At 55.9% G+C, this 19805-nt stretch carries 23 protein-coding genes and 1 tRNA gene; 14 read left to right on the forward strand and 10 right to left on the reverse strand.

The window, feature by feature from the left end; genetic code table 11:
- The first annotated feature begins 10 nt into the window (after window positions 1-10).
- Window positions 11-898 carry an amino acid ABC transporter permease gene (locus tag AC2CGQ_RS19495; RefSeq protein ID WP_004940038.1) on the forward strand — a complete coding sequence of 296 codons (888 nt, stop codon included), beginning with the start codon at window positions 11-13 and terminating at the stop codon, window positions 896-898.
- A 9-nt stretch (window positions 899-907) separates the two neighbouring features.
- Window positions 908-1735: an amino acid ABC transporter ATP-binding protein gene (locus AC2CGQ_RS19500; RefSeq protein WP_015376924.1), complete on the forward strand. Its 828-nt coding sequence runs from the start codon at window positions 908-910 to the stop codon at window positions 1733-1735.
- Between the two features lie 36 nt (window positions 1736-1771).
- On the opposite strand, the gene AC2CGQ_RS19505 is transcribed toward AC2CGQ_RS19500, so the two are convergent.
- Entirely contained in the window at window positions 1772-2281 is a 510-nt protein-coding gene (locus AC2CGQ_RS19505; protein WP_004940041.1) for a VOC family protein, read from the reverse strand.
- 166 nt (window positions 2282-2447) lie between these two features.
- On the opposite strand from AC2CGQ_RS19505, the gene AC2CGQ_RS19510 reads away from it, so the two are divergent.
- Window positions 2448-2927 (forward strand): cold-shock protein, encoded by a 480-nt coding sequence (locus AC2CGQ_RS19510; protein WP_015376922.1) that lies wholly within the window; start codon window positions 2448-2450, stop codon window positions 2925-2927.
- 81 nt (window positions 2928-3008) lie between these two features.
- Window positions 3009-3170, forward strand: a complete 162-nt coding sequence (locus tag AC2CGQ_RS19515) for a YnfU family zinc-binding protein (protein ID WP_015376921.1) — start codon at window positions 3009-3011, stop codon at window positions 3168-3170.
- A 6-nt stretch (window positions 3171-3176) separates the two neighbouring features.
- Here AC2CGQ_RS19515 and AC2CGQ_RS19520 read toward each other — a convergent pair whose 3' ends face one another.
- The 6 genes from AC2CGQ_RS19520 to AC2CGQ_RS19545 form a co-directional block, all read right to left on the reverse strand.
- Window positions 3177-4625 carry a GGDEF domain-containing protein gene (locus tag AC2CGQ_RS19520; RefSeq protein WP_033634141.1) on the reverse strand — a complete coding sequence of 483 codons (1449 nt, stop codon included), beginning with the start codon at window positions 4623-4625 and terminating at the stop codon, window positions 3177-3179.
- Between the two features lie 631 nt (window positions 4626-5256).
- Entirely contained in the window at window positions 5257-5808 is a 552-nt protein-coding gene (locus AC2CGQ_RS19525) for a flavodoxin family protein (RefSeq protein WP_085336537.1), read from the reverse strand.
- Window positions 5809-6132: 324 nt separating this feature from the next.
- Entirely contained in the window at window positions 6133-7665 is a 1533-nt protein-coding gene (locus AC2CGQ_RS19530) for a glycosyltransferase family 39 protein (RefSeq protein WP_172574534.1), read from the reverse strand.
- Window positions 7666-7790: 125 nt separating this feature from the next.
- Window positions 7791-7934 carry a hypothetical protein gene (locus AC2CGQ_RS19535; protein WP_015376917.1) on the reverse strand — a complete coding sequence of 48 codons (144 nt, stop codon included), beginning with the start codon at window positions 7932-7934 and terminating at the stop codon, window positions 7791-7793.
- Window positions 7935-8093: 159 nt separating this feature from the next.
- Window positions 8094-9011: a LysR family transcriptional regulator gene (locus AC2CGQ_RS19540; protein WP_099982416.1), complete on the reverse strand. Its 918-nt coding sequence runs from the start codon at window positions 9009-9011 to the stop codon at window positions 8094-8096.
- Window positions 9012-9189: 178 nt separating this feature from the next.
- On the reverse strand, window positions 9190-9759 hold the full coding sequence (locus tag AC2CGQ_RS19545) for an NADPH-dependent FMN reductase (RefSeq protein ID WP_172574533.1): 570 nt from the start codon (window positions 9757-9759) through the stop codon (window positions 9190-9192).
- A 420-nt stretch (window positions 9760-10179) separates the two neighbouring features.
- Here AC2CGQ_RS19545 and AC2CGQ_RS19550 point away from each other — a divergent pair, with 420 nt between their 5' ends.
- The 4 genes from AC2CGQ_RS19550 (at window position 10180) to AC2CGQ_RS19565 (ending at window position 12728) form a co-directional block, all read left to right on the forward strand.
- Window positions 10180-10812, forward strand: a complete 633-nt coding sequence (locus AC2CGQ_RS19550) for a hydrolase (protein WP_033634142.1) — start codon at window positions 10180-10182, stop codon at window positions 10810-10812.
- A 187-nt stretch (window positions 10813-10999) separates the two neighbouring features.
- Window positions 11000-11530 (forward strand): nuclear transport factor 2 family protein, encoded by a 531-nt coding sequence (locus AC2CGQ_RS19555; protein WP_197762514.1) that lies wholly within the window; start codon window positions 11000-11002, stop codon window positions 11528-11530.
- A gap of 291 nt (window positions 11531-11821) precedes the next feature.
- A complete protein-coding gene (locus AC2CGQ_RS19560; RefSeq protein ID WP_134954104.1) occupies window positions 11822-12232 on the forward strand; it encodes a hypothetical protein in 411 nt (136 codons plus the stop codon).
- A 145-nt stretch (window positions 12233-12377) separates the two neighbouring features.
- Complete coding sequence (locus AC2CGQ_RS19565; RefSeq protein ID WP_075201918.1) at window positions 12378-12728, forward strand: helix-turn-helix domain-containing protein; 351 nt, start codon at window positions 12378-12380, stop codon at window positions 12726-12728.
- A 337-nt stretch (window positions 12729-13065) separates the two neighbouring features.
- On the opposite strand, the gene AC2CGQ_RS19570 is transcribed toward AC2CGQ_RS19565, so the two are convergent.
- Window positions 13066-13142 (reverse strand) — tRNA-Arg (locus tag AC2CGQ_RS19570).
- Between the two features lie 412 nt (window positions 13143-13554).
- Window positions 13555-13764 (reverse strand): hypothetical protein, encoded by a 210-nt coding sequence (locus AC2CGQ_RS19575; protein WP_171453459.1) that lies wholly within the window; start codon window positions 13762-13764, stop codon window positions 13555-13557.
- Between the two features lie 205 nt (window positions 13765-13969).
- Here AC2CGQ_RS19575 and folD point away from each other — a divergent pair, with 205 nt between their 5' ends.
- Window positions 13970-14836 carry a bifunctional methylenetetrahydrofolate dehydrogenase/methenyltetrahydrofolate cyclohydrolase FolD gene (gene folD / locus AC2CGQ_RS19580; RefSeq protein ID WP_004940177.1) on the forward strand — a complete coding sequence of 289 codons (867 nt, stop codon included), beginning with the start codon at window positions 13970-13972 and terminating at the stop codon, window positions 14834-14836.
- Between the two features lie 10 nt (window positions 14837-14846).
- Complete coding sequence (gene ybcJ, locus AC2CGQ_RS19585) at window positions 14847-15059, forward strand: ribosome-associated protein YbcJ (RefSeq protein ID WP_015376914.1); 213 nt, start codon at window positions 14847-14849, stop codon at window positions 15057-15059.
- A 60-nt stretch (window positions 15060-15119) separates the two neighbouring features.
- Here the strand turns inward: ybcJ and cysS are convergent, their stop codons facing one another.
- The gene (gene cysS / locus AC2CGQ_RS19590) at window positions 15120-16505 is read right to left on the reverse strand and encodes a cysteine--tRNA ligase (RefSeq protein ID WP_015376913.1); all 1386 of its coding nucleotides are present in this window, start codon (window positions 16503-16505) and stop codon (window positions 15120-15122) included.
- Window positions 16506-16814: 309 nt separating this feature from the next.
- Here cysS and ppiB point away from each other — a divergent pair, with 309 nt between their 5' ends.
- The 4 genes from ppiB (at window position 16815) to purK (ending at window position 19780) form a co-directional block, all read left to right on the forward strand.
- Window positions 16815-17309: a peptidylprolyl isomerase B gene (gene ppiB / locus AC2CGQ_RS19595; protein ID WP_004940183.1), complete on the forward strand. Its 495-nt coding sequence runs from the start codon at window positions 16815-16817 to the stop codon at window positions 17307-17309.
- A gap of 10 nt (window positions 17310-17319) precedes the next feature.
- Complete coding sequence (locus AC2CGQ_RS19600; RefSeq protein ID WP_172574532.1) at window positions 17320-18042, forward strand: UDP-2,3-diacylglucosamine diphosphatase; 723 nt, start codon at window positions 17320-17322, stop codon at window positions 18040-18042.
- Window positions 18043-18191: 149 nt separating this feature from the next.
- Window positions 18192-18716 (forward strand): 5-(carboxyamino)imidazole ribonucleotide mutase, encoded by a 525-nt coding sequence (purE, locus tag AC2CGQ_RS19605; protein ID WP_004940188.1) that lies wholly within the window; start codon window positions 18192-18194, stop codon window positions 18714-18716.
- Entirely contained in the window at window positions 18713-19780 is a 1068-nt protein-coding gene (gene purK / locus AC2CGQ_RS19610; RefSeq protein ID WP_060440542.1) for a 5-(carboxyamino)imidazole ribonucleotide synthase, read from the forward strand. The genes purE and purK overlap by 4 nt, the downstream gene beginning before the upstream one ends.
- The last annotated feature ends 25 nt before the right edge of the window (window positions 19781-19805 follow it).

Genomic DNA, 19805 nt, shown 5'->3' on the forward strand with positions numbered 1-19805 from the left:
GAGACATGACATGTCCAAACAAGAAGTCTTGAAAGTGGTGCCCGCCCGCTATCCGCTGCGGCTGATCGGCGCCCTGTTCTCGCTGTTTATTCTGGCCGCCATCGTGCAATCGGTAGCGGGCAACGCGCGCTGGGAATGGGGCGTGTTCGCCGAGTGGTTCTTCGCCCCGGCGGTGCTGGCCGGGCTGGGGCAAACTCTGCTGCTGACGCTGCTCGGCACGCTGTTCAGCATCCTGTTCGGCACCCTGCTGGCGCTGGCGCGGCTGTCGCGCTCTTACCTGTTGGCGTCACTGGCCTGGGGGTATATCTGGCTGTTTCGCTCGCTGCCGCTGATCCTGGTGCTGATCATCCTGTATAACTTTTCCTATCTGTACGACGCCATCTCGCTGGGCATTCCCTTTACCTCGGTGGTGTTCGCCAGCTACCCGACCATCGATATCCTCGGCCAGTTCGCCGTGGCGGTGCTGGGCCTGACGCTGGTGCAGTCCGCCTATACCGCCGAGATCATCCGCGGCGGCATCCTGGGCGTGGATTACGGCCAGCACGAAGCGGCGGCGGCGCTGGGCCTGCCGGGCTATCGCCGCACCTTCCGCATCATTCTGCCGCAGGCGCTGCGCTCCATTATTCCGACCGGATTCAACGAGATCATCAGTCTGGCGAAAGGCACTTCGATCGTTTATGTGCTGGCGCTGCCGGAGCTGTTTTACACCATCCAGGTGATCTATAACCGCACCCAGCAGGTGATACCGCTGCTGATGGTGGCCACCGTCTGGTATCTGTTCATCACCACCGCCCTGTCGGTGATCCAATACTACATCGAACGCTATTTCGCCCGGGGCGCGGTGCGCGAACTGCCGCCGACGCCCTGGCAGAAACTGGCCGGCTGGCTAAAACGTTAGGAGACCCGCATGTCTGAAGCCATTGATTATTACGCCTTGCCCGAGCAGCCGGCGCGCAATCTCACCCCGGTGCCGGCGCGCGGCCTGATCGAAATCAGCAATGTCAGCAAGTTTTTCGGCAAACACAAGGCGCTGGACGACGTCAGCCTGACGCTGCAGCCGGGCACCGTGACCGTGATCCTCGGCCCTTCCGGCTCGGGCAAATCGACGCTGCTGCGGGCGATCAACCACCTGGAGCGCGTGGACGAAGGCTTTATCCGCATCGACGGCGACTACGTCGGTTACCGCCGCAAGGGCAACCGGCTGTACGAGCTGAAGGAAAAGGCCATTCTCCGGCAGCGTATCAACGTCGGCTACGTGTTCCAAAACTTCAACCTGTTCCCGCACCTGACGGTGCTGGAAAACATCATCGAAGCGCCGGTGGTGCACAAAATTCACTCCCGCGAACGGGCGAAGGCGGTGGCCTATGAGCTGCTGGATACCGTCGGGCTGCGTCACAAGGCGGATGCCTACCCGCGCCACCTCTCCGGTGGCCAACAGCAGCGCATCGCCATCGCGCGCGCGCTGGCGCTGAACCCGAAGGTGATCCTGTTCGATGAGCCGACCTCCGCGCTCGATCCCGAGCTGGTCGGCGAAGTGCTGGACGTGATTAAGGGATTGGCGGATCTGGGCGTCACGCTGGTGGTCGTCACGCATGAAATCGGCTTTGCGCGCGAAGCGGCGGATCGGGTGGTGTTTATGGTCGACGGGCAGATCGTCGAACAGGGCGACGCCAGGCAGGTGCTGGCTCAGCCGCAGCACCCTCGCACCGTTAACTTCCTCAACAAAGTGCTGTGATCGTCGGGGCGCCGCGGCGCCCCACACCTGATCAGCTTACAGGCCGGCGAAACGCCGCTTCTCGGCGGCGAAATCCAACGGACGGATCCCCTGCTGGTTTTTATCCTCTTCGGTCAGCAGCGCCGGCGGAATAAACCAGGTCACCTCAAACAGCAGCCCGTCCGGATCGTGGCCATAAATGCTTTTGTGCACGCCGTGATCCTCTTCCAGCCCGAGAATGCCGCGTTCGGCCAGCTGGTGACGAATGCGCTCCAGCTCTTCCAGGCTGTCCACTTCCCAGGCCAGATGGTACAGCCCGGCCGGTGGCTCATGCTCTGCCGGCGGCTCGTTGTTGGCGCGAAACACCCCGGCGCGCTGCTGGCCCAGATTCTTGCTGAACAGCGCCAAATCGTGATCGTTGTCCGAATCGGCGGCCTGGGTAAATACCGCCCGATCGGGGCTGTCGGACGGCTTCAGCTTGAAGCCCAATACCTGATGATAAAAGTCGGCGCTCTGCCGCACGTCGCTGACATACAGCACGGCGTGATTGAGACGTTTGATGCCCATCGATATTCCTTTTTCGCATTGAATGAAGTCAGCATGAACATAGCATGTGGGGGGAAAGCCGCTAAATGCCGTTATCGCATGACTAAATGCCGCCCGCGCAATCTGTCGCTGCAAGGCATTCCGCGCTATCATAAGCGCTGTATTGATCCCTTTTGTGAGAATAACGATGAACGGCAAGATAACGACTTTTTTTGAAGACAAAGGCTTCGGCTTTATTACCGACGAGAACGGAGAAAATCGTTATTTTCACGTGATTAAAGTGCAGAATCCGGAGCTGATTAAGAAAAACGCGGCGGTGACCTTCGAACCGACCAACAACACCAAAGGCCCGTCGGCTTATGCGGTCAAAGTGTTGGCGCCCAGCAAATACATCATCATCGCCAATGAAAGAATCAAGATCGCCAGCATCAAGTCTTTCAATACCTTCACCAAGGAAGTGCCGGTCAAAGCCGATGTGGATAAAGAGAACACCGTGCTGTCGGTCGGCCTGCTGATGAACCGCATTCGCCCGCAGTCCGAAGACCAGGCGCAGGCCATGCAAACGCTGCGCATGCTGACCATCACCACCTTCCAGAACACCACCCATACCTTCTCCGAGCACGAGATCGACATGGATGAAACCATCAAGGCGTTGAAAAGCCTGTAAGCCTCTGCGTACAGAAAATAACCAACGAAATTTGTCGTCGCCTGTGTTAGCGTGAGTTTTCACCTGACACAGGCTATTGATATGTCCGATTCCAGCAGCGTCAAAGGTTTTATCAACCGCTCCACCCAAATCGTCTGCCCTAAATGCGGCTATGTTACCCGGCAAAAATGCGCGGCAATGCTGCAAGACGTGATACTGATTTGCCCTAATTGCGAAACCCGCTTCGAGCCCAGGCAAGGCTGAAAACGGTTAGCGGAACAGAATATGCTCGACGCTGTTGCCGTTCACCACGTTGAACGACTCCACCCGATTACGCCCCTGCGATTTGGCGCGATACAGCGCGATATCCGCCATATTCATCAGTTGCTCCAGCGATTTCACTTCGTTCATCGCCAGGCTGGCGACGCCGACGCTGATGGTGATTTTCAGCGTCTGTTTGCCTTCCGCCTGCAGTTCCGCCTGCTCCACCAACCGGCGCAGATGCTCCCCCAGCGCCACGCCCTGCGCCGCCAGCGCGCGCGGCAGCATGATGGCGAACTCTTCCCCGCCCAAGCGGCCGAACAGCTGATCGTGCCGCAGCTCGCGCCGCACGATGTGCGCGAACGACGCCAACACCTGATCGCCGGCGCTGTGGCCGTGCGTATCGTTGATCTGCTTGAAATGATCGATGTCGATCAGCAGTAGCGACACCGCCTCTTTCGAGCGGTGCTTGTGCTCCAGCAGCTCGCCCGCTTTGCGCGTCATCGCGCTGCGCGCCAGCACCCCGGTCAGGAAATCGTGGTTGGCGCTGTGCTCCAGACGCCGCATCAGCTTGCGATTGGCGGCGATAGAGCTGGCGAGGATCAGCGGCCCCATCACCAGCATGGCGATGCCCAAGCGGGCGGACATCAGGGTGTCGAGGAAGGCGTTGTGATTGTTCGGCGTTTCATACAGCACCAGGTTGGCTGAAATGTTGCTGATCTCGGTCATGCCGGTCAACAGCGTCAACAGCGTCACGGGGAACAACTGGTAGCGCACTGCGCACCACAGCAGCGCCGGGATCGGGAAGGCGATGGCGCCCGGCCCGCCGATATAGACGCTGAACGCCAGCGACAGCAGTAGCGCCAATAGCGGCAGGCAGCCTTTCAGGCGCCAACGCACCTGCATGCGAAACAGCTGTTTCAACCGCGGCGCCGCCATCAGCACCGGCAACAGCAACAAGGTCGTCGAGAACTGCTCACTGAACCAGGCCAACCAGGCGACCACCACCGTATTGTTGTACAGGCTGTCGTTACGCAGCACCGACAGCGTCGACGCCACCGCCGCACCGGCCAGGCTGGCGCTGAACATATAGAGTATCGCCTGGGGTTTGCCCATGCGCCGTTGAGATTGCGGCAACATCAGCATGATGCCGTAACCGACGACGATCAGCGACATGTTGCAGGCGTTCAGCCACAGCGCCAAAGACCAGCCCTCGCCGGTGCTGAGATCGGCGGCAACCATGCCCAGGTAGGTCGTGAGCCAGCCGAGCGGCGTGGCGTAAGCGGGTTTGCGCAGCAGCAGGCCGAGCAAAATCGCATTCACCGGCCAAAATAAAGAAAGCGAGCCAATCGGCCGGCTAAGAATGCCCACCAGGGAAAGTAAAAAGGCCAGCATGAAAAGATTGATGAGCTGAACCGTAAGCGGCAGGCCATGCCTGGCGTTTATTCTGGCGTTCATCGCCTCGCCCATATTTTGCTAATAACCAGAATAATAATGTGCATACTCTCTCGCCCGGCCAGTGAGGGATAATCAACCCGGATTTCAACCAAAAAAGCCAGACAAATCAATAATAAAAAGCATTAACAATTAATTAACAGACTTTTCTTAACCTAATGTGGCGGCGGTGGACTCCCCAGCATACCGTCGGAAAATAATGCTCAGCTCTGCTGTCAGCATAGCGCATAGCGTAATAGGCCGCCGACCGACGTTAATTACATTAATAAGATTGTGGTTATTGCTCGTTGAATGATATTTGAATGACTACGCGATTATTTTCCTGCAACTGGGCCGCCTGTGCAATAACAACCCAAAAAAAGCCCGCATGAAGCGGGCTTGCTTGAACAACAGCAAATCGACAGTTACGACACGGCCATGCATTGCATGACCGTGCTGACGCGCAGTATAGCGGTGAAAGCTTAAGCAGACCTTAGCAACAAAAAACCCGGCCTAGGAACCGGGAATATTTGTACGAAATGCAGTGTTAGCCCAAGCAGGCTAATAACATTTCGCAGGTTACACGCCAATTGTGCAGAGAAAATGAACGCGGCATCCGTTCAACCGCACCGCCGTCCCATCTACACGATAGGTCTTACGCCAGTTTGGCGGCAAAGCCCGCCACGCGTTGACCATAGAGCTTGGCGGTCGCCAGATCGCCCGACAACATCTCATCCACGCCGGCATCCGACGGCGTTTGCACCAACAGCCCCACCGAACCGCCCAGGTTATTGACGTCGGTGCGCTGCGCCGATTTGGTGTTGGCCGGCAGCAGCCCCAGACTGACCCACAGGCCGCCATGTTGCGAAGCCAGCGTCTGCAGCGCGATCAGCGTCACCTGCTTGTCGCCGTTCAGGCTGGCGCTGTTGGTAAAACCGCCGAACACTTTATCCTGCCACTTGCGGCCGAACCAGGCTTTGGAGCTGGCGTCGGCGAATTTCTTGAACTGCCAGGATGGGCCGCCCATATAGGTCGGCGAACCAAAGATGATGGCGTCCGCCTCATCCAGCGTCTGCCAGGCTTCGTCGCTGATATCGCCGTTCTGATCGATGGCGATCAGTTCCGCCCCGGCGCCTTCCGCCACCACTTTCGCCAAACGCTCGGTATGGCCGTAGCCGGAATGAAACACCACTACTGTCTTCGCCATAGAAATTCTCCACTCATTGCACAAAGGCGCCGACGGCGCCCCTCTCGCGTTCAATCTAATCAAGCGCACAGCGACTGAATACCGAATAAAACTGACGGTGTTATTCAAAAAAATCGCGTTACCCCGCCAGGCATGCTCAGATAAAAAAAATCCCGCACAAGGCGGGATAAACTTAACAGGGATGGGGTAATACACTACAGGGAATGGATAACACACAACATCATCGGGTAGAGCTACAGTACCAATCTCAATGTATAGAACTGTCATCCCCGCGTAAGTTTGCTCGGCCAGATGTAACGCCGAATGGGAAATATGACATTTTGCTCAACGCACCACGAACAGGCGCGACTCGAACCCGCCGCTCTTGAAGGTAACGGTATTGACCCACCCCTGCGGCGAACGGCCGAAGTCCTGATTGAAATCCCCGCCGCTGACCAGCCAGACCCGGCGATGGCCTTTCGATAAAACGCTGAGCTTATCGACGTAGGTCTGCGCCGCCCGATCGTGGAAAAAGGTACCGAAACCATAGGCATTGGGCTTACCCGAGATACCATTGGGCCTGGCCGGGGTATACAGCAAGGCGCGGTAGCCCTGCTTGTTGTAATACACATAGCTCAGGTAGTTGAACATGTTGCTGACCACCACCGCATCGTTAGGCTGATAGTGGCTGTTGATATAGTGCACCATCACCTTGAACTCATCTTTTTCGACCGGGTAGTCGTTACGTACGCCGTAGCCGAACAGCAGGCTGAAGAACAGTAGCAAAGAGATCCCGCGCACCCGGTTTTTCGTTCCGGCGATCAGCACGCCCAACACCAGCGGAATGCCGAGCGCGGCGGAATAGAGATAGCGATCGACAAACAGCGGCGAACGCCAGGAAATGGCGAATACCAGCGTCACCGGGATCAGAATCCCGCCAAGCAACAACAGAGAGAATTTTCTCGGCATCTGGCGCCGCCACAGCAGCAGTGAACATAAAGCGACAAACATCGCCGGCAACAGCCAGAGAATGATCGTGGGATAGTTGCTGCCATCATGGCCGGTGAGAAAACGCCAGAACATCGCCGGCAGATCGCTCCAGGAAACCTGAGGGATCCAACCGACGTCGCCGCCGACCCTCAGCTCGGCGATATGCGCCAGCAGATTGAACAACACCAGCAGCCAGGGAATGTAGGCCACCCCGATCGCCGCATTGGCCAGCCACCATGCCGGTCGCTTGATATAACACTCGCCTTCGCGGCGGCACGACAGCGCCAACACCACCAGCCAATGCGCGATCAGCGTGAAAATCGTGAAGTAATGGGTATAAAAGCTCAGCGTCATCAACAGCGCATACAACGCCAGATAACGGCGGTTATCCGGCGTTTTCAGCCACTTCGCCAACGCCATGGCGGCGGCGATCGCCAGCAGCCCCATCAGCGCATACATGCGCGCCTCCTGGCTGTAGCGCACCGCCATCGGCATGATCGCCATCAGCCAGCCCGCGATCAGCGCCGCCCGTTCATTGGCCAGCCAACGGATAAAGCGCATCGCCAGTGCCACCGTCACCACGCCGAACGTCAGGCTCAACGAGCGGGCCGCCAGAATGCCATCGCCAAACAGCACCATCCAGCCATGCAACAGCAGGTAATAAAGCGGCGGGTGAACATCGAAAGAAGCGTGATAGAGCAACGCGCCCACATCGTAACGGCTGGTCAGCACGCTGGAGGCTTCATCGCACCAAAAATACCTGTCGGTTAAGGATATAGACCGTACGAGCGCCGAAAACGCCACGATCACCAACGCATAATGTTTGTAATCGATGCCCTTTAAGCCGTTGTTGCTTAAAGAGACATTCGAAACCTGCTGCAGTGACATAACCGCATTCCGCCCAAGAGAACCACACAATGTGGAGACGCAGCGTCATCATTGCCGACGGCGGGTAAATGGCGGGTAAATCAGTGCGAAAAAGTCGGCGCAGTCCCCTTCAGGCCGCACGGCTCTCAGCGAATTTCAACGCTGATATCCGGGTAGGCCTTCTCGCCGTCACTGAGGTAATGCCCCAGCGCCCGATATGCCATCACGTACAGCACGGCGGCGGCGCACAGGCACAGCAAGGTCACGAGAAAGAATCTGGATTTGCGCACGATAGGCTCCATGGGGAAATTTTCGCCTATTGTAGCGCGACAAACTAAACGAAGGTTCAATTGGCGGCGGGTCGAGAGCCTCGCGCTCATTCAGAAAGACGGCAGCATAACGGCTAGAGTAATTCGACTTTCAAGCAAACGCCTTCTTTTCAAAGCGATTCATCTCTCATTGGTCAATATATCGCGATCCCAAAAAGGCTCATCACTGAAATTAGCAAGTAAAAAATCAATGAATGCGCGCATTTTCGCAGGCATGTTTTGTGATGAAGGAAAAACCGCATACATACCAATGGGAGGACGCATATGCTCACGTAATACAACTTCGAGCTCACCTTTTCTGATCGCCTCATGCGCGATGAAAGTGGGCAACATAGCGATCCCCAAACCCGCGACGGCGGCCTCACGAACAGCATCACCGTTGGAAAAACAGAGCCGCGATTTCACCATTGGCGTATGACCGCCAGCAAAGCGCCAATAATAACTTTCTTCAACGTTGCTATAGCGAATGCCCGGCAATGCCGCCAAGTCTTCCACTCTATTTGGACGACCGTACCGATCTAGCAAAGACGGGCTCGCGCAACAGACATGGCGAATGGTTGTGATCCGCCTGGCTACCAAGGAAGAGTCGCGCAATTTAGAAATCCTGATGGCGAGATCAAATCCATCACGAATGATGTCAACCATCTTGTCGTCGGCATCAAACTCCAGTGCCAGATTCGGATTCGCCTCGATAAATTGACCAACCACCCGGCTAAGGCAATGTACGGTCAGCGAAACGGGAGCGGCGATTCGCAACCGCCCTTGTAAATCGTTATGTCGCCCTCCAACGGCATTTTCAGCCTCATTCAACTCAGTCAGTATGCGTTTGGCTTGCTCATAAAACTTCAGCCCTGTGTCCGTCAGATGGATCTGTCGGGTGCTCCGGTTCAGCAACGGGGCACCAAGTCGAATTTCCAAATCTCGTATGCGGCGACTGATCGCAGATTTAGCCAAGGCCAAGCGCTTTGAAGCCGCCGCAAAACCGCCAGCCTCAACAACAGCAATATAAGTTTTCAGTTCCTCAAAGCGATCGGCCATGCTTCCGCAACCTTTTCAATTCCAAATATGTCAATCACAATGATACGGCATCACTTAGCGACCGCTATTCCTCTCGAGGAACGGCATCGAGACGCACGCTTTCCGCCCCCCACGTCAGACGATGCCGAAAAATGTATTATGCGCAGGCGCTGCTGGATCCAGGGTAGCGCGATGCTCTCTAACGGATGGAAGGCTCGTTCGAACGAATAAACTCCACGAACCCACTCAAGAATCCCTCCAAGCGAAGACGCGTCGACTCGTCGGTCAGATTGCCATCGACGTCGAATTGTTGGTTGGCGTGGGAAACGAGAAGCCGTCCGCCGAACCAAGGTCGGGTTCCAAGTGCTCGCAACACGGGTAGCCAAGCATCCTGAGATAGGATTGTGCCAAATCCCCCCGGCGATGCACCAATCAAGGCGAAAGGTTTTCCGCCGAAAACGCGTCGTATATCGCTGTCTGGACGTGAAACCCAATCAATGGCGTTTTTGAATACCCCTGGAATACCATTATTGTACTCAGGGGTGGCAAGGAGCACGCCATCGGCTACCGCGATCGCCTCCTTCAATTCGACAACAGAAGCGGGAATGCCAGATTTAACTTCAACATCGGCATCATAAAGCGGTATCCCATTGATTCGACGAACATCCAGAGTCACGCTCTCGGGTGCCAATTGCACTGCAGCCTGAAGAAGTGAATGGTTAAAGGAAGCGCTGCGAAGACTTCCTGAAATTCCAATGATATGGGTCATGATCTACTCGCTCTTTGCAATGGAATGACTGTCGTTACTGCAGATGACAATGTTCGTTTGTGCTGACGGTTCTTTCTCCCCACAAAGGACAAACATTACCTCCTCTACAAAAATTAGAAAGCCTCAATAAAAGAACACTGTGTTCTCTTATTTAAGTACAGCGATAGGACTGGGTGAATGACGAGGACTTAAACCCACCCAACTAAAGTTACGATCTACTCTCACAGCCCAAAAATGAGAACAATATGTTCTCCGGAATTGGGATTGTCGGGCCCGCTGTATCGACTTAGCATGATATCTCACAATTACATGACCCCAATTAAGATTGCTTTCATTGAAGGCGATATTGAGATCCCTTCTTTGGCCTATCGCGATTGCGATGAGTCTAACCTAATCTGTAACGTGAAAGAGAGTTATCTAATGACCAGTGAATCTATCCGTGATCCTAAGGCTGACCACCTCCTGACCCCTGAGAACTGCGTGTTCATCGTGATCGACTATCAACCCATTCAGGTGAGTTCGATCCGTTCGATGGACCAAAAGGAATTGGTTTTCAACATCACCCATAGCATTAAAGCTGTGAAGAATTATAACGTACCTATTATTCATTCGGCGGTAAATATTGCGACGGGCTTAAACAAACCGCCAATTAAAGAGATCATGGCGCTACTCCCTAATGACCCCGTTATTGATCGTACGACGGTTAATGCCTGGGAAGACGTCGAATTCAAGCAGGCAGTGCAGGCAACTGGACGGCGGAAGTTGATCATGACGGCACTCTGGACCGAAGTCTGCCTGGCCTTCCCCGCTCTGGATGCACTCAGGGAAGGGTACGAGGTCTATGTCGTCGCCGACGCCATCGGCGGAACTTCAGTAGCGGCTCATGAGTTGGCTCTACGCCGCGTCGAACAAGCGGGTGGCAAACTGATTTCCAAGACACAGCTCTGGTGCGAGCTGCAGCGAGACTGGGCTCGCCAAGAGACCGTTCCTGGTTTCATGGACGTATTCGAGAACTGGGACGGCTTTAATCCAGAGAAAGATTTCAAAGGCTAAAATGCGGTTGGCAAATTGCTGGTTGAAGAATCCTCTGGCCGTCGTGTCAACACTGTCTGGCCAGCCAACCATACTCGGCGATTCAGCGCACCATATTGGAAAAGACAAGAGAACTGTCTTAGCAGAAGATTGATTATTGAAGGGAACGGCACACTTCAGCGTGCCGTTCCCGGAATAAGGGGAGACCATGTCAAACGTCTACAAGAAAACCGCTAACATAAAAGAAGCGCAGGCTGGTAGCCTCGCGAAGCCGGCCACGTTCAGCAGCCCTTTGGCTCTCCTGCTGGACCTTCTGAAAAAACCCGCGGATCTCGAGCATGTCCGCCAATTTACGGCGGACAATTTCATCTATGTTTCACTCAATTATGAACATCCGGAACTAAAAGCCATCATGCCTTGGGCAGGGACGACAGCAGGAACCGAAGGCTTGGTCCAGACCTTCAAGGATGTGAACGCCTACTGGTCTACACTGGCATTCGAATTACAGGACACTTTTGAGAATGCCGACGGTGCTGCCGTCTTCGGTTATTTTACTTATCGCTCTACTGTTTTGGGTAAGACGGTCACCTCCCCCCTCTCGATTTTGGCTCGCGCCAAGGACGGTAAGTTAACTTTCGTACAGTTCATGGAAGATACCTTCGCCACAGTACGAAGTTTTCGCGAGAGTGGAACCTACCATATCAAAGCCGATCCCAGTGGTGCGACAGTGGAAATTTGATACAGGGAGAGCGATATAACGATTGAGGATATAACCTGATTAAAAACTATATCCTCAGTCACATCATTGCATCATCAAAAACAACCAGCGAACACAGGACGTTTTTCAATCGGATTGTTTTTGTCATAAATAATTAGCCATACTTCCAGACTCATATAATACATTTAAAACACTAGCAACAAAAGAAAATATATTTATTACACTGCCCAGCCAGAGTTTTAAAAAGCAGTGAGTGGTAAATAGGAATGCCGTCAACAGTTGATGATCGATAATTAACAAACTTGAGGTATCATGACAATGCAGAAAAAAGACTTATCTTCCTGGTTCGCCAAAGGGGGGGCTATTGCTTATTTCATCTGGGCTCTTCTACATTTTCAAGCTGCCTGGGGAGTTTATAAATTAGGCGATAGCATGCCACCAGGAATGGCAAGTGGGCGAGTAGAACAAGATGCATGGAATTTATTTTGCTTTGCACTTTGCGCTGCCTTGACGTCTATTTTCTTGAATTGGCGCAATGACATCAGAGGATGGTGGATAAATTTAGCCGTTGTCAGCGCCACTGATATTGGCTTTATTATTTACATTCTAATCCCTGGTTACACGCCTATTTGGCCAGGGATTTTAGGGCCTCTTTTTTGGGCGGTTGGATTTATTTTTTCAACCTGCGCACTTGTTTTATCACATAAAGAAACAATGCGCTAAGCATGATAACATCACAAAGGGCAGCATATGCTAAGCCCTTTAATCCAACTTCCTTAAAGAATAAACTCAATTGCAATAATTAGATTTAAAATAGATCAATTAAAAAAACACGCATAATCAATTGAAAATATGACTCAGGCATATCATGAAAGAAAACACTTGCTTTCAAAAAAAAATCACCACAGAGATCATGAGTTGGATAGAAAACAACCTTGAACATCGCATCAGTCTTGCAGACATTTCCAAGGTATCAGGCTATTCAAACTGGCACTTTCAAAGGTTATTTAAGAAACATACGGGAAAAAACCTTGGTGACTATATTCTTGAAAGAAAATTAAAAAAATCTTATAACTTGCTTTCTACAACAAAATTATCCGTATTTGCTGTTTCTTGTGCTGTAGGATTCAAGACTCAACAATCCTTTATTAGGAGCTTCAAAAAATGCTATGGCATCTCTCCCGGAAAAATAAAAATGAAGCACAATGACAAAAAATAATATAACAAGTTAATCATCATGGGAAAATTCTTCCCATTCATATCGTGTACCGAGTTAATCCTTCTCTCGTCTAAACGATCGGGTGTCTAAGTAGAGTCAGGTCGAAAAATCACGAAGTAAAATACTGACATTATTCTTGTCATACTTGAGATAAGAGTCAGGCCTCTCTACGCGTCGCTTATTTAGGACATCTGTACGTCATATACCTGATAACAATATCCCAATACAATAAAATAAGAAGTGCTATCAATAAATGCGAGCAGACATAGGAATAATCGAGAACTTGCAGAAATACGGGGGATTTATGGACTGTAGTAGACATCAGGAGAAGTGTTAATGGCACGCCCTATAGGATTCGAACCTATGACCTACGGCTTAGAAGGCCGTTGCTCTATCCAACTGAGCTAAGGGCGCATTGAGATGCGGCAACCTGCGGCTGCGGGTTGCGATTATACGGTCAGAGGTTAGCGAGTCAATGCCTTTTCATGACGTTACGGCGGCGGCCGTGCTTTATGGCGTTTTTTCCACCAGCGCCCGCGCGGCGAGGGTTCTCGTCAACGGGCGCCGTTACGCTGAGCCAGCCCGGCGCCTACGTAAATCGGCGCGTGCTCACGCCCTTGCCGCCCGTTGTCCCGCCGCTGGCAGAGGCGAGCAGACATCACCACTGCGGCAATGTCCCCCCAATCGGCATGCTCAATCACCCGTGTGTTGCAAGTCGCCGCCACGTTTTCAACCCATGCAACGTTAGGGCGTGCGCTGTTTAAAGAAGCCTGGCTCCCCGATGCCCAAACCAGCAACAGCGTACAGCCTGCCCAGGCGCAGCCCTTCATACGCATAACTTCCGCCACAGCGCATTCAGGCGTGCCCGCCACGACGGCGCAGCCTCATGCTTGCCGAGCTGATGCAGCGCGGTGAGTTGCTCACTGTCCGCCGGATGCAGCGAAGAATCGAACACCGTCTCCCCCACGTGTTTAGGCTGCGCCGGTTGCTCGCCAGGCTGGTGATGCAACGGATAAAGCCGGGTTATCGCTCTCATGATCCTGCCCTCTTTCGCCCTGTGTATGGCCCCAGCGTATGCAAATGCCGGTAAAAATGGCGTAGAGGTTCCTGAAGCCGGCATAAAAAAGGCATAAATCGGCCTCGGCAACGGCGGCGAGGGTGATTCTGCGCCTGACAGCGCGCTCAGCTTCTGACAGAATAGCGGCATCCCCGCTTTTCTTAATTGATGGATTTCCACACTGATGTCAGCAAAGATTATTGATGGTAAAACGATTGCGCAGCAGGTTAGAAACGAAGTGGCTGAGCAAGTGAAACAACGTCTGGCGGCCGGCAAACGCGCCCCAGGCCTGGCGGTTGTGCTGGTCGGCGAGAACCCGGCCTCGCAAATTTACGTCGCCAGCAAGCGCCGCGCCTGCGATGAAGTCGGCTTCCTCTCCCGCTCCTACGACCTGCCCGCTGCCACCAGTGAAGCCGAGCTGCTGGCGTTGATCGACCAGCTGAACGCCGATGAGGAAATCGACGGCATTCTGGTGCAGCTGCCGTTGCCGGCCGGCATCGATAACGTCAAGGTGCTGGAGCGCATCCATCCGGATAAAGACGTCGACGGCTTCCACCCCTACAACGTCGGCCGCCTGTGCCAGCGCGCGCCCAAGCTGCGCCCGTGCACGCCGCGCGGCATCGTCACCCTGCTGGAGCGTTATAACATCGATACCTACGGCCTGAACGCCGTGGTGGTCGGCGCCTCCAACATCGTCGGCCGCCCGATGAGCATGGAGCTGCTGCTGGCCGGCTGCACCACCACCGTCACCCACCGTTTCACCAAAAATCTGCGTCACCACGTCGAGAACGCCGATCTGCTGGTGGTGGCGGTCGGTAAACCGGGCTTCATCCCGGGCGACTGGATCAAACCGGGCGCCATCGTGGTAGACGTCGGCATCAACCGTCTGGAAAGCGGTAAAGTGGTGGGCGATGTCGATTTCGACGCCGCCAGCGAGCGCGCCGCCTACATCACCCCGGTGCCGGGTGGCGTTGGCCCGATGACCGTGGCTACACTGATCCAAAATACCTTGCAGGCCTGCGAGGAATATCACGACGTTCAACCTAAATAAGTAAGGCAGTATGGAAATTTTCAATCTGGACAATCATCCCCACGTCGAACTGTGCGATCTGCTGAAGTTCCAGGGCTGGTGTGAAAGCGGCGGCGCCGCCAAAGAAGTCATCGCCGAAGGGCTGGTGAAAGTCGACGGCAAGGTCGAAACCCGCAAGCGCTGCAAGATCGTCGCCGATCAGGTGGTGGAGTTCAACGGCGGCAAGGTCATGGTTAAACCCTAACCTGCAGCCATAGAAAAAGGCGCTGAATTCAGCGCCTTTTTTGTTTTCACTTCGGCCGGCTTACTTACGGCGCCAGGTGGTGCCCTGCGGCCCGTCTTCCAGCACGATGTTCATCTCGTTCAAGCGATCGCGAGCGGCGTCCGCCAGCGCCCAGTCCTTGGCGGCACGCGCTTCGTTACGCTGTTTGATCAGCGCTTCGATCTCCGCCACTTCGCCGTCGTCAACCTGTGCGCCCCCTTGCAGGAACTGCTCCGGCTCTTGCTGCAGCAGGCCGAGCACTTTCGCCAGCTTGCGCAGCTCCGCCGCCATGCCGTTGGCCGCCGCCATGTCTTCGCTCTTCAGGCGGTTAACTTCGCGCGCCAGATCGAACAGCGCCGAGTAGGCTTCCGGAGTGTTGAAGTCGTCGTCCATCGCTTCGCGGAAGCGGGCTTCGAACGCTTCACCGCCGGCCGGCGCGGCATCGGCGTCGGTGCCGCGCAGCGCGGTATAGAGGCGCTCCAGCGCGGTGCGCGCCTGCTTAAGGTTCTCTTCGCTGTAGTTCAGCTGGCTGCGATAGTGCCCGGACATCAGGAAGTAACGCACCGTCTCCGCATCGTAATGGCCGAGCACGTCGCGGATAGTGAAGAAGTTATCCAGCGATTTGGACATCTTCTCTTTGTCGATCATCACCATGCCGGAGTGCATCCAGTAATTGACGTACGGGCCGTCGTGGGCGCAGCTCGACTGCGCGATCTCGTTCTCGTGGTGCGGGAACATCAGATCGGAACCGCCGCCGTGGATGTCGAAGTGGGTGCCCAGCTGTTTGCAGTTCATGGCGGAGCATTCGATATGCCAGCCCGGACGACCCGGCCCCCACGGCGACTGCCAGCTCGGCTCGCCCGGCTTGGACATTTTCCACAGCACGAAGTCCATCGGGTTACGCTTCACGTCGTCGATCTCCACGCGCGCGCCGGCCTGCAGCTGATCCAGATCCTGACGCGACAGCAGGCCGTATTGCGGATCGCTGTCGATGGAGAACATCACGTCGCCGTTGCTGGCCACGTAAGCGTGATCGCGATCGATAAGACGCTGCGTGATCTCGATGATCTCGGCGATGTGCTGGGTTGCGCGCGGCTCTTGATCCGGGCGATCGATCAGCAGCGCGTCGAAGTCGGCATGCATTTCCGCCAGCATGCGTTCGGTCAGCTGGTCGCAGGTCTCATGATTTTCCGCCGCGCGGCGAATGATTTTGTCGTCTACGTCGGTGACGTTGCGCACGTAGTTCAGCGAATAGCCGAGATAGCGCAGATAACGCGCCACCACGTCGAAAGCGACAAAGGTACGACCGTGGCCGATGTGACACAGGTCATAGATGGTTACCCCGCACACGTACATGCCCACTTTCCCGGCATGAATGGGTTTGAATTCCTCTTTTTGACGACTCAGGGTATTAAAAATCTTTAGCATCGGGAGATTCCGTGGTGTGCGTGATAACAAAAAAGATAACCGGGCTTCAGGTTTTACGCCCGGTAGCGTATTGAAACCTGAAGCCTGATCTATTGCAAGGTTAAGGCCAAGCTTTGCTGACTTCACGCGAATAAAATGCGCGAAATTCGCCGGCCGGCACAATTGTTATAATATAACACAAATGCAATTACCACAGACAGTGCGCGGTTGAGCCGCTGCTGACTCGCTGGGGCGGATATGTTATAAGGGCGGTCTGAATGTTCACTCGCTTTACGTGACGTCTCACTTCACCTTGTTAGGATTAAAACTATGGTTACTTTCCACACCAATCACGGCGATATCGTTATCAAGACCTTTGCTGACAAAGCGCCGGTTACCGTTGAAAACTTCCTGAACTACTGCCGCGCCGGTTTCTACGACAACACCATCTTCCACCGTGTGATCAACGGCTTCATGATCCAGGGCGGCGGTTTCGAACCGGGCATGAACCAGAAAGCGACTAACGCGACCATCAAGAACGAAGCCAACAACGGTCTGAAAAACACCATCGGTACCCTGGCAATGGCGCGCACCAACGATCCGCACTCCGCCACCGCACAGTTCTTCATCAACGTGGCTGACAACGACTTCCTGAACTTCCGCGGCGAAAACGTGCAGGGCTGGGGCTACTGCGTGTTCGCTGAAGTGGTTGAAGGCATGGACGTGGTCAACAAGATCAAAGGCGTGAAAACCGGCCGCAGCGGCATGCACCAGGACGTACCGGTAGAAGACGTCGTCATCAACAGCGTGACCGTCAGCGAGTAATCGCGGCTGCATGAGTACGCTGTTCATCGCAGATCTGCACTTGTGCGCACAGGAACCGGCAATCACTGCCGGTTTTCTGCGTTTTTTACGGCGCGAAGCGGTGCACGCCGACGCGCTGTACATCCTCGGCGACCTGTTTGAAGCCTGGATCGGCGACGACGATCCCGAGCCGCTGCACGCGGAGATCGCCGCGGCGCTCAAAGCGCTGGAACAGGCCGGCGTGCCCTGCTATTTCATCCACGGCAACCGCGATTTTCTGCTCGGCAAGCGCTTCGCCCGCGCCAGCGGCATGCAGCTGCTGCCGGAAGAAAAAGTGCTGGAGCTGTATGGCCGCAGGATCCTGATCCTGCACGGCGACACCCTGTGCACCGACGATCAAGCCTATCAGCAATTCCGCCGTAAAGTGCACAACCCGCTGATTCAAAAATTGTTCCTCGCGCTGCCGCTGCGCTGGCGACTGAAGATCGCCGCCAACATGCGCGCCCGCAGCCAGCAATCCAACCAGTACAAGTCGGAAGCCATCATGGACGTCAACCCGCAGGCGGTCGAGCAAACGATGCTGCGCCACGACGTGCACTGGATGATCCACGGCCATACTCATCGCCCGGCGGTGCACCGGCTGGCGCTGAACAACGGCGAAGCCCATCGCGCGGTGCTGGGTGCCTGGCACGTCGAAGGATCGATGATCAAAGTCAGCGCCGACGCCGTCGAGCTGATCCAATTCCCATTCTGAGTTCCGCGCAGGCGCGCGAGTGAAAATTCGCGCTTTCGCCGGTGAAAACCGGCGACGCAACCGTTTTCCTCGCCGTGCGCTCATGGTATGCTCTACGCCCTCATTCGGCCTTCAGCCGACGCCAGACAAATCACAGGAGCCTTACACCCATGGGAGCCAACGCCGCTTCAGCCGCCAATGCCGGGGCTAAAATCGCAATTGTAATGGGATCGAAAAGTGACTGGGCCACCATGCAGTTCGCCGCCGAAGTCCTGACCCAGCTCGATGTCCCCTTCCATGTCGAAGTCGTTTCCGCTCACCGCACGCCGGACAAGCTGTTCAGCTTCGCCGAGCAGGCTGCCGCCAACGGCTTTGACGTGATCATCGCCGGCGCCGGCGGTGCGGCGCATCTGCCGGGCATGCTGGCGGCGAAAACCCTGGTGCCGGTGCTGGGCGTGCCGGTGCAAAGCGCCGCGCTGAGCGGCGTAGACAGCCTCTACTCCATCGTGCAGATGCCGCGCGGCATTCCGGTGGGGACGCTGGCGATCGGCAAAGCCGGCGCCGCCAACGCCGGGCTGCTGGCGATGCAGATCCTGGCGCTGCACGACGCCGCGCTGGCGCAGCGTTTGGCGGACTGGCGTCAGGCGCAGACTGAAGACGTTTTGAACCACCCCGATCCGCGGGAGGACGCATGAAGCCGGTTTGCGTACTGGGCAACGGCCAGCTGGGGCGCATGCTGCGCCAGGCCGGCGAACCGCTGGGCATCGCCGTCTACCCCATCGGCATCGATGCCGAACCCGAGGCGGTGCCGTATCAGAACAGCGTCATTACCGCCGAGATCGAACGCTGGCCGGAAACCGCGCTGACGCGCGAACTGGCGACCCACAGCGCCTTCGTCAACCGCGACATCTTCCCGCGTCTGGCCGATCGCCTGACGCAAAAACAGCTGCTCGACCAGCTCGGCCTGGCGACCGCGCCGTGGCAGCTGCTGGCGAGCGCCGCCGAATGGCCGCAGGTATTCGCTTCGCTGGGCGAACTGGCGATCGTCAAACGCCGGGTCGGTGGCTATGACGGCCGCGGCCAGTGGCGCTTGCGCCCGGGCCAGGAAGCCGAACTGCCGGCCGACGCCTATGGCGAGTGCATCGTCGAGCAAGGCATCAATTTCTCCGGCGAAGTGTCGCTGGTGGGCGCGCGCGGCCACGACGGCCGTTCGGTATTCTACCCGCTGACCCATAACCTGCATGAAGACGGCATCCTGCGCACCAGCGTGGCGCTGCCGCAGCCCAATCCGGCGCTGCAGCAACAGGCCGAGCAGATGCTGGCGGCGATCCTGAACGAGCTGAACTACGTCGGCGTGATGGCGATGGAGTGCTTTATCGTCGGCGATCGGCTGCTGATCAACGAACTGGCGCCGCGCGTGCACAACAGCGGCCACTGGACGCAAAACGGCGCGTCCATCAGTCAGTTCGAGCTGCACCTGCGCGCCATCCTCGGCCTGCCGCTGCCGCAGCCGGTGGTGAGCACGCCATCGGTGATGGTCAACCTGATCGGCACCGCCGTCAACGAACAGTGGCTGTCGCTGCCGCTGGTGCATCTGCACTGGTATGAGAAAGAGGTGCGCCCGGGCCGCAAGGTCGGCCACCTCAATCTGAACGATCCGAGCGCCGCCGATCTGCGCCAGGCGCTGCAGGCGCTCGCGCCGCTGCTGCCGGGCGAGTACCAAAGCGGGCTGGCCTGGGCACAGCAGAAGCTGGCCTAAAGCGCACGCCGCCGAAAGCAAAAGG

The sequence above is a fragment of the Serratia sp. DFXYC6 genome, assembly GCF_057196085.1.

Excerpts from the sequence above, each read along its gene's own strand:
- AC2CGQ_RS19495 (WP_004940038.1), top strand. The coding sequence starts at position 11 with ATGTCCAAACAAGAAGTCTTGAAAGTGGTGCCCGCCCGCTATCCGCTG.
- AC2CGQ_RS19500 (WP_015376924.1), top strand. The coding sequence starts at position 908 with ATGTCTGAAGCCATTGATTATTACGCCTTGCCCGAGCAGCCGGCGCGC.
- AC2CGQ_RS19505 (WP_004940041.1), bottom strand. The coding sequence starts at position 2,281 with ATGGGCATCAAACGTCTCAATCACGCCGTGCTGTATGTCAGCGACGTG.
- AC2CGQ_RS19510 (WP_015376922.1), top strand. The coding sequence starts at position 2,448 with ATGAACGGCAAGATAACGACTTTTTTTGAAGACAAAGGCTTCGGCTTT.
- AC2CGQ_RS19515 (WP_015376921.1), top strand. The coding sequence starts at position 3,009 with ATGTCCGATTCCAGCAGCGTCAAAGGTTTTATCAACCGCTCCACCCAA.
- AC2CGQ_RS19520 (WP_033634141.1), bottom strand. The coding sequence starts at position 4,625 with ATGAACGCCAGAATAAACGCCAGGCATGGCCTGCCGCTTACGGTTCAG.
- AC2CGQ_RS19525 (WP_085336537.1), bottom strand. The coding sequence starts at position 5,808 with ATGGCGAAGACAGTAGTGGTGTTTCATTCCGGCTACGGCCATACCGAG.
- AC2CGQ_RS19530 (WP_172574534.1), bottom strand. The coding sequence starts at position 7,665 with ATGTCACTGCAGCAGGTTTCGAATGTCTCTTTAAGCAACAACGGCTTA.
- AC2CGQ_RS19540 (WP_099982416.1), bottom strand. The coding sequence starts at position 9,011 with ATGGCCGATCGCTTTGAGGAACTGAAAACTTATATTGCTGTTGTTGAG.
- AC2CGQ_RS19545 (WP_172574533.1), bottom strand. The coding sequence starts at position 9,759 with ATGACCCATATCATTGGAATTTCAGGAAGTCTTCGCAGCGCTTCCTTT.
- AC2CGQ_RS19550 (WP_033634142.1), top strand. The coding sequence starts at position 10,180 with ATGACCAGTGAATCTATCCGTGATCCTAAGGCTGACCACCTCCTGACC.
- AC2CGQ_RS19555 (WP_197762514.1), top strand. The coding sequence starts at position 11,000 with ATGTCAAACGTCTACAAGAAAACCGCTAACATAAAAGAAGCGCAGGCT.
- AC2CGQ_RS19560 (WP_134954104.1), top strand. The coding sequence starts at position 11,822 with ATGACAATGCAGAAAAAAGACTTATCTTCCTGGTTCGCCAAAGGGGGG.
- AC2CGQ_RS19565 (WP_075201918.1), top strand. The coding sequence starts at position 12,378 with ATGAAAGAAAACACTTGCTTTCAAAAAAAAATCACCACAGAGATCATG.
- AC2CGQ_RS19575 (WP_171453459.1), bottom strand. The coding sequence starts at position 13,764 with ATGAGAGCGATAACCCGGCTTTATCCGTTGCATCACCAGCCTGGCGAG.
- folD (WP_004940177.1), top strand. The coding sequence starts at position 13,970 with ATGTCAGCAAAGATTATTGATGGTAAAACGATTGCGCAGCAGGTTAGA.
- ybcJ (WP_015376914.1), top strand. The coding sequence starts at position 14,847 with ATGGAAATTTTCAATCTGGACAATCATCCCCACGTCGAACTGTGCGAT.
- cysS (WP_015376913.1), bottom strand. The coding sequence starts at position 16,505 with ATGCTAAAGATTTTTAATACCCTGAGTCGTCAAAAAGAGGAATTCAAA.
- ppiB (WP_004940183.1), top strand. The coding sequence starts at position 16,815 with ATGGTTACTTTCCACACCAATCACGGCGATATCGTTATCAAGACCTTT.
- AC2CGQ_RS19600 (WP_172574532.1), top strand. The coding sequence starts at position 17,320 with ATGAGTACGCTGTTCATCGCAGATCTGCACTTGTGCGCACAGGAACCG.
- purE (WP_004940188.1), top strand. The coding sequence starts at position 18,192 with ATGGGAGCCAACGCCGCTTCAGCCGCCAATGCCGGGGCTAAAATCGCA.
- purK (WP_060440542.1), top strand. The coding sequence starts at position 18,713 with ATGAAGCCGGTTTGCGTACTGGGCAACGGCCAGCTGGGGCGCATGCTG.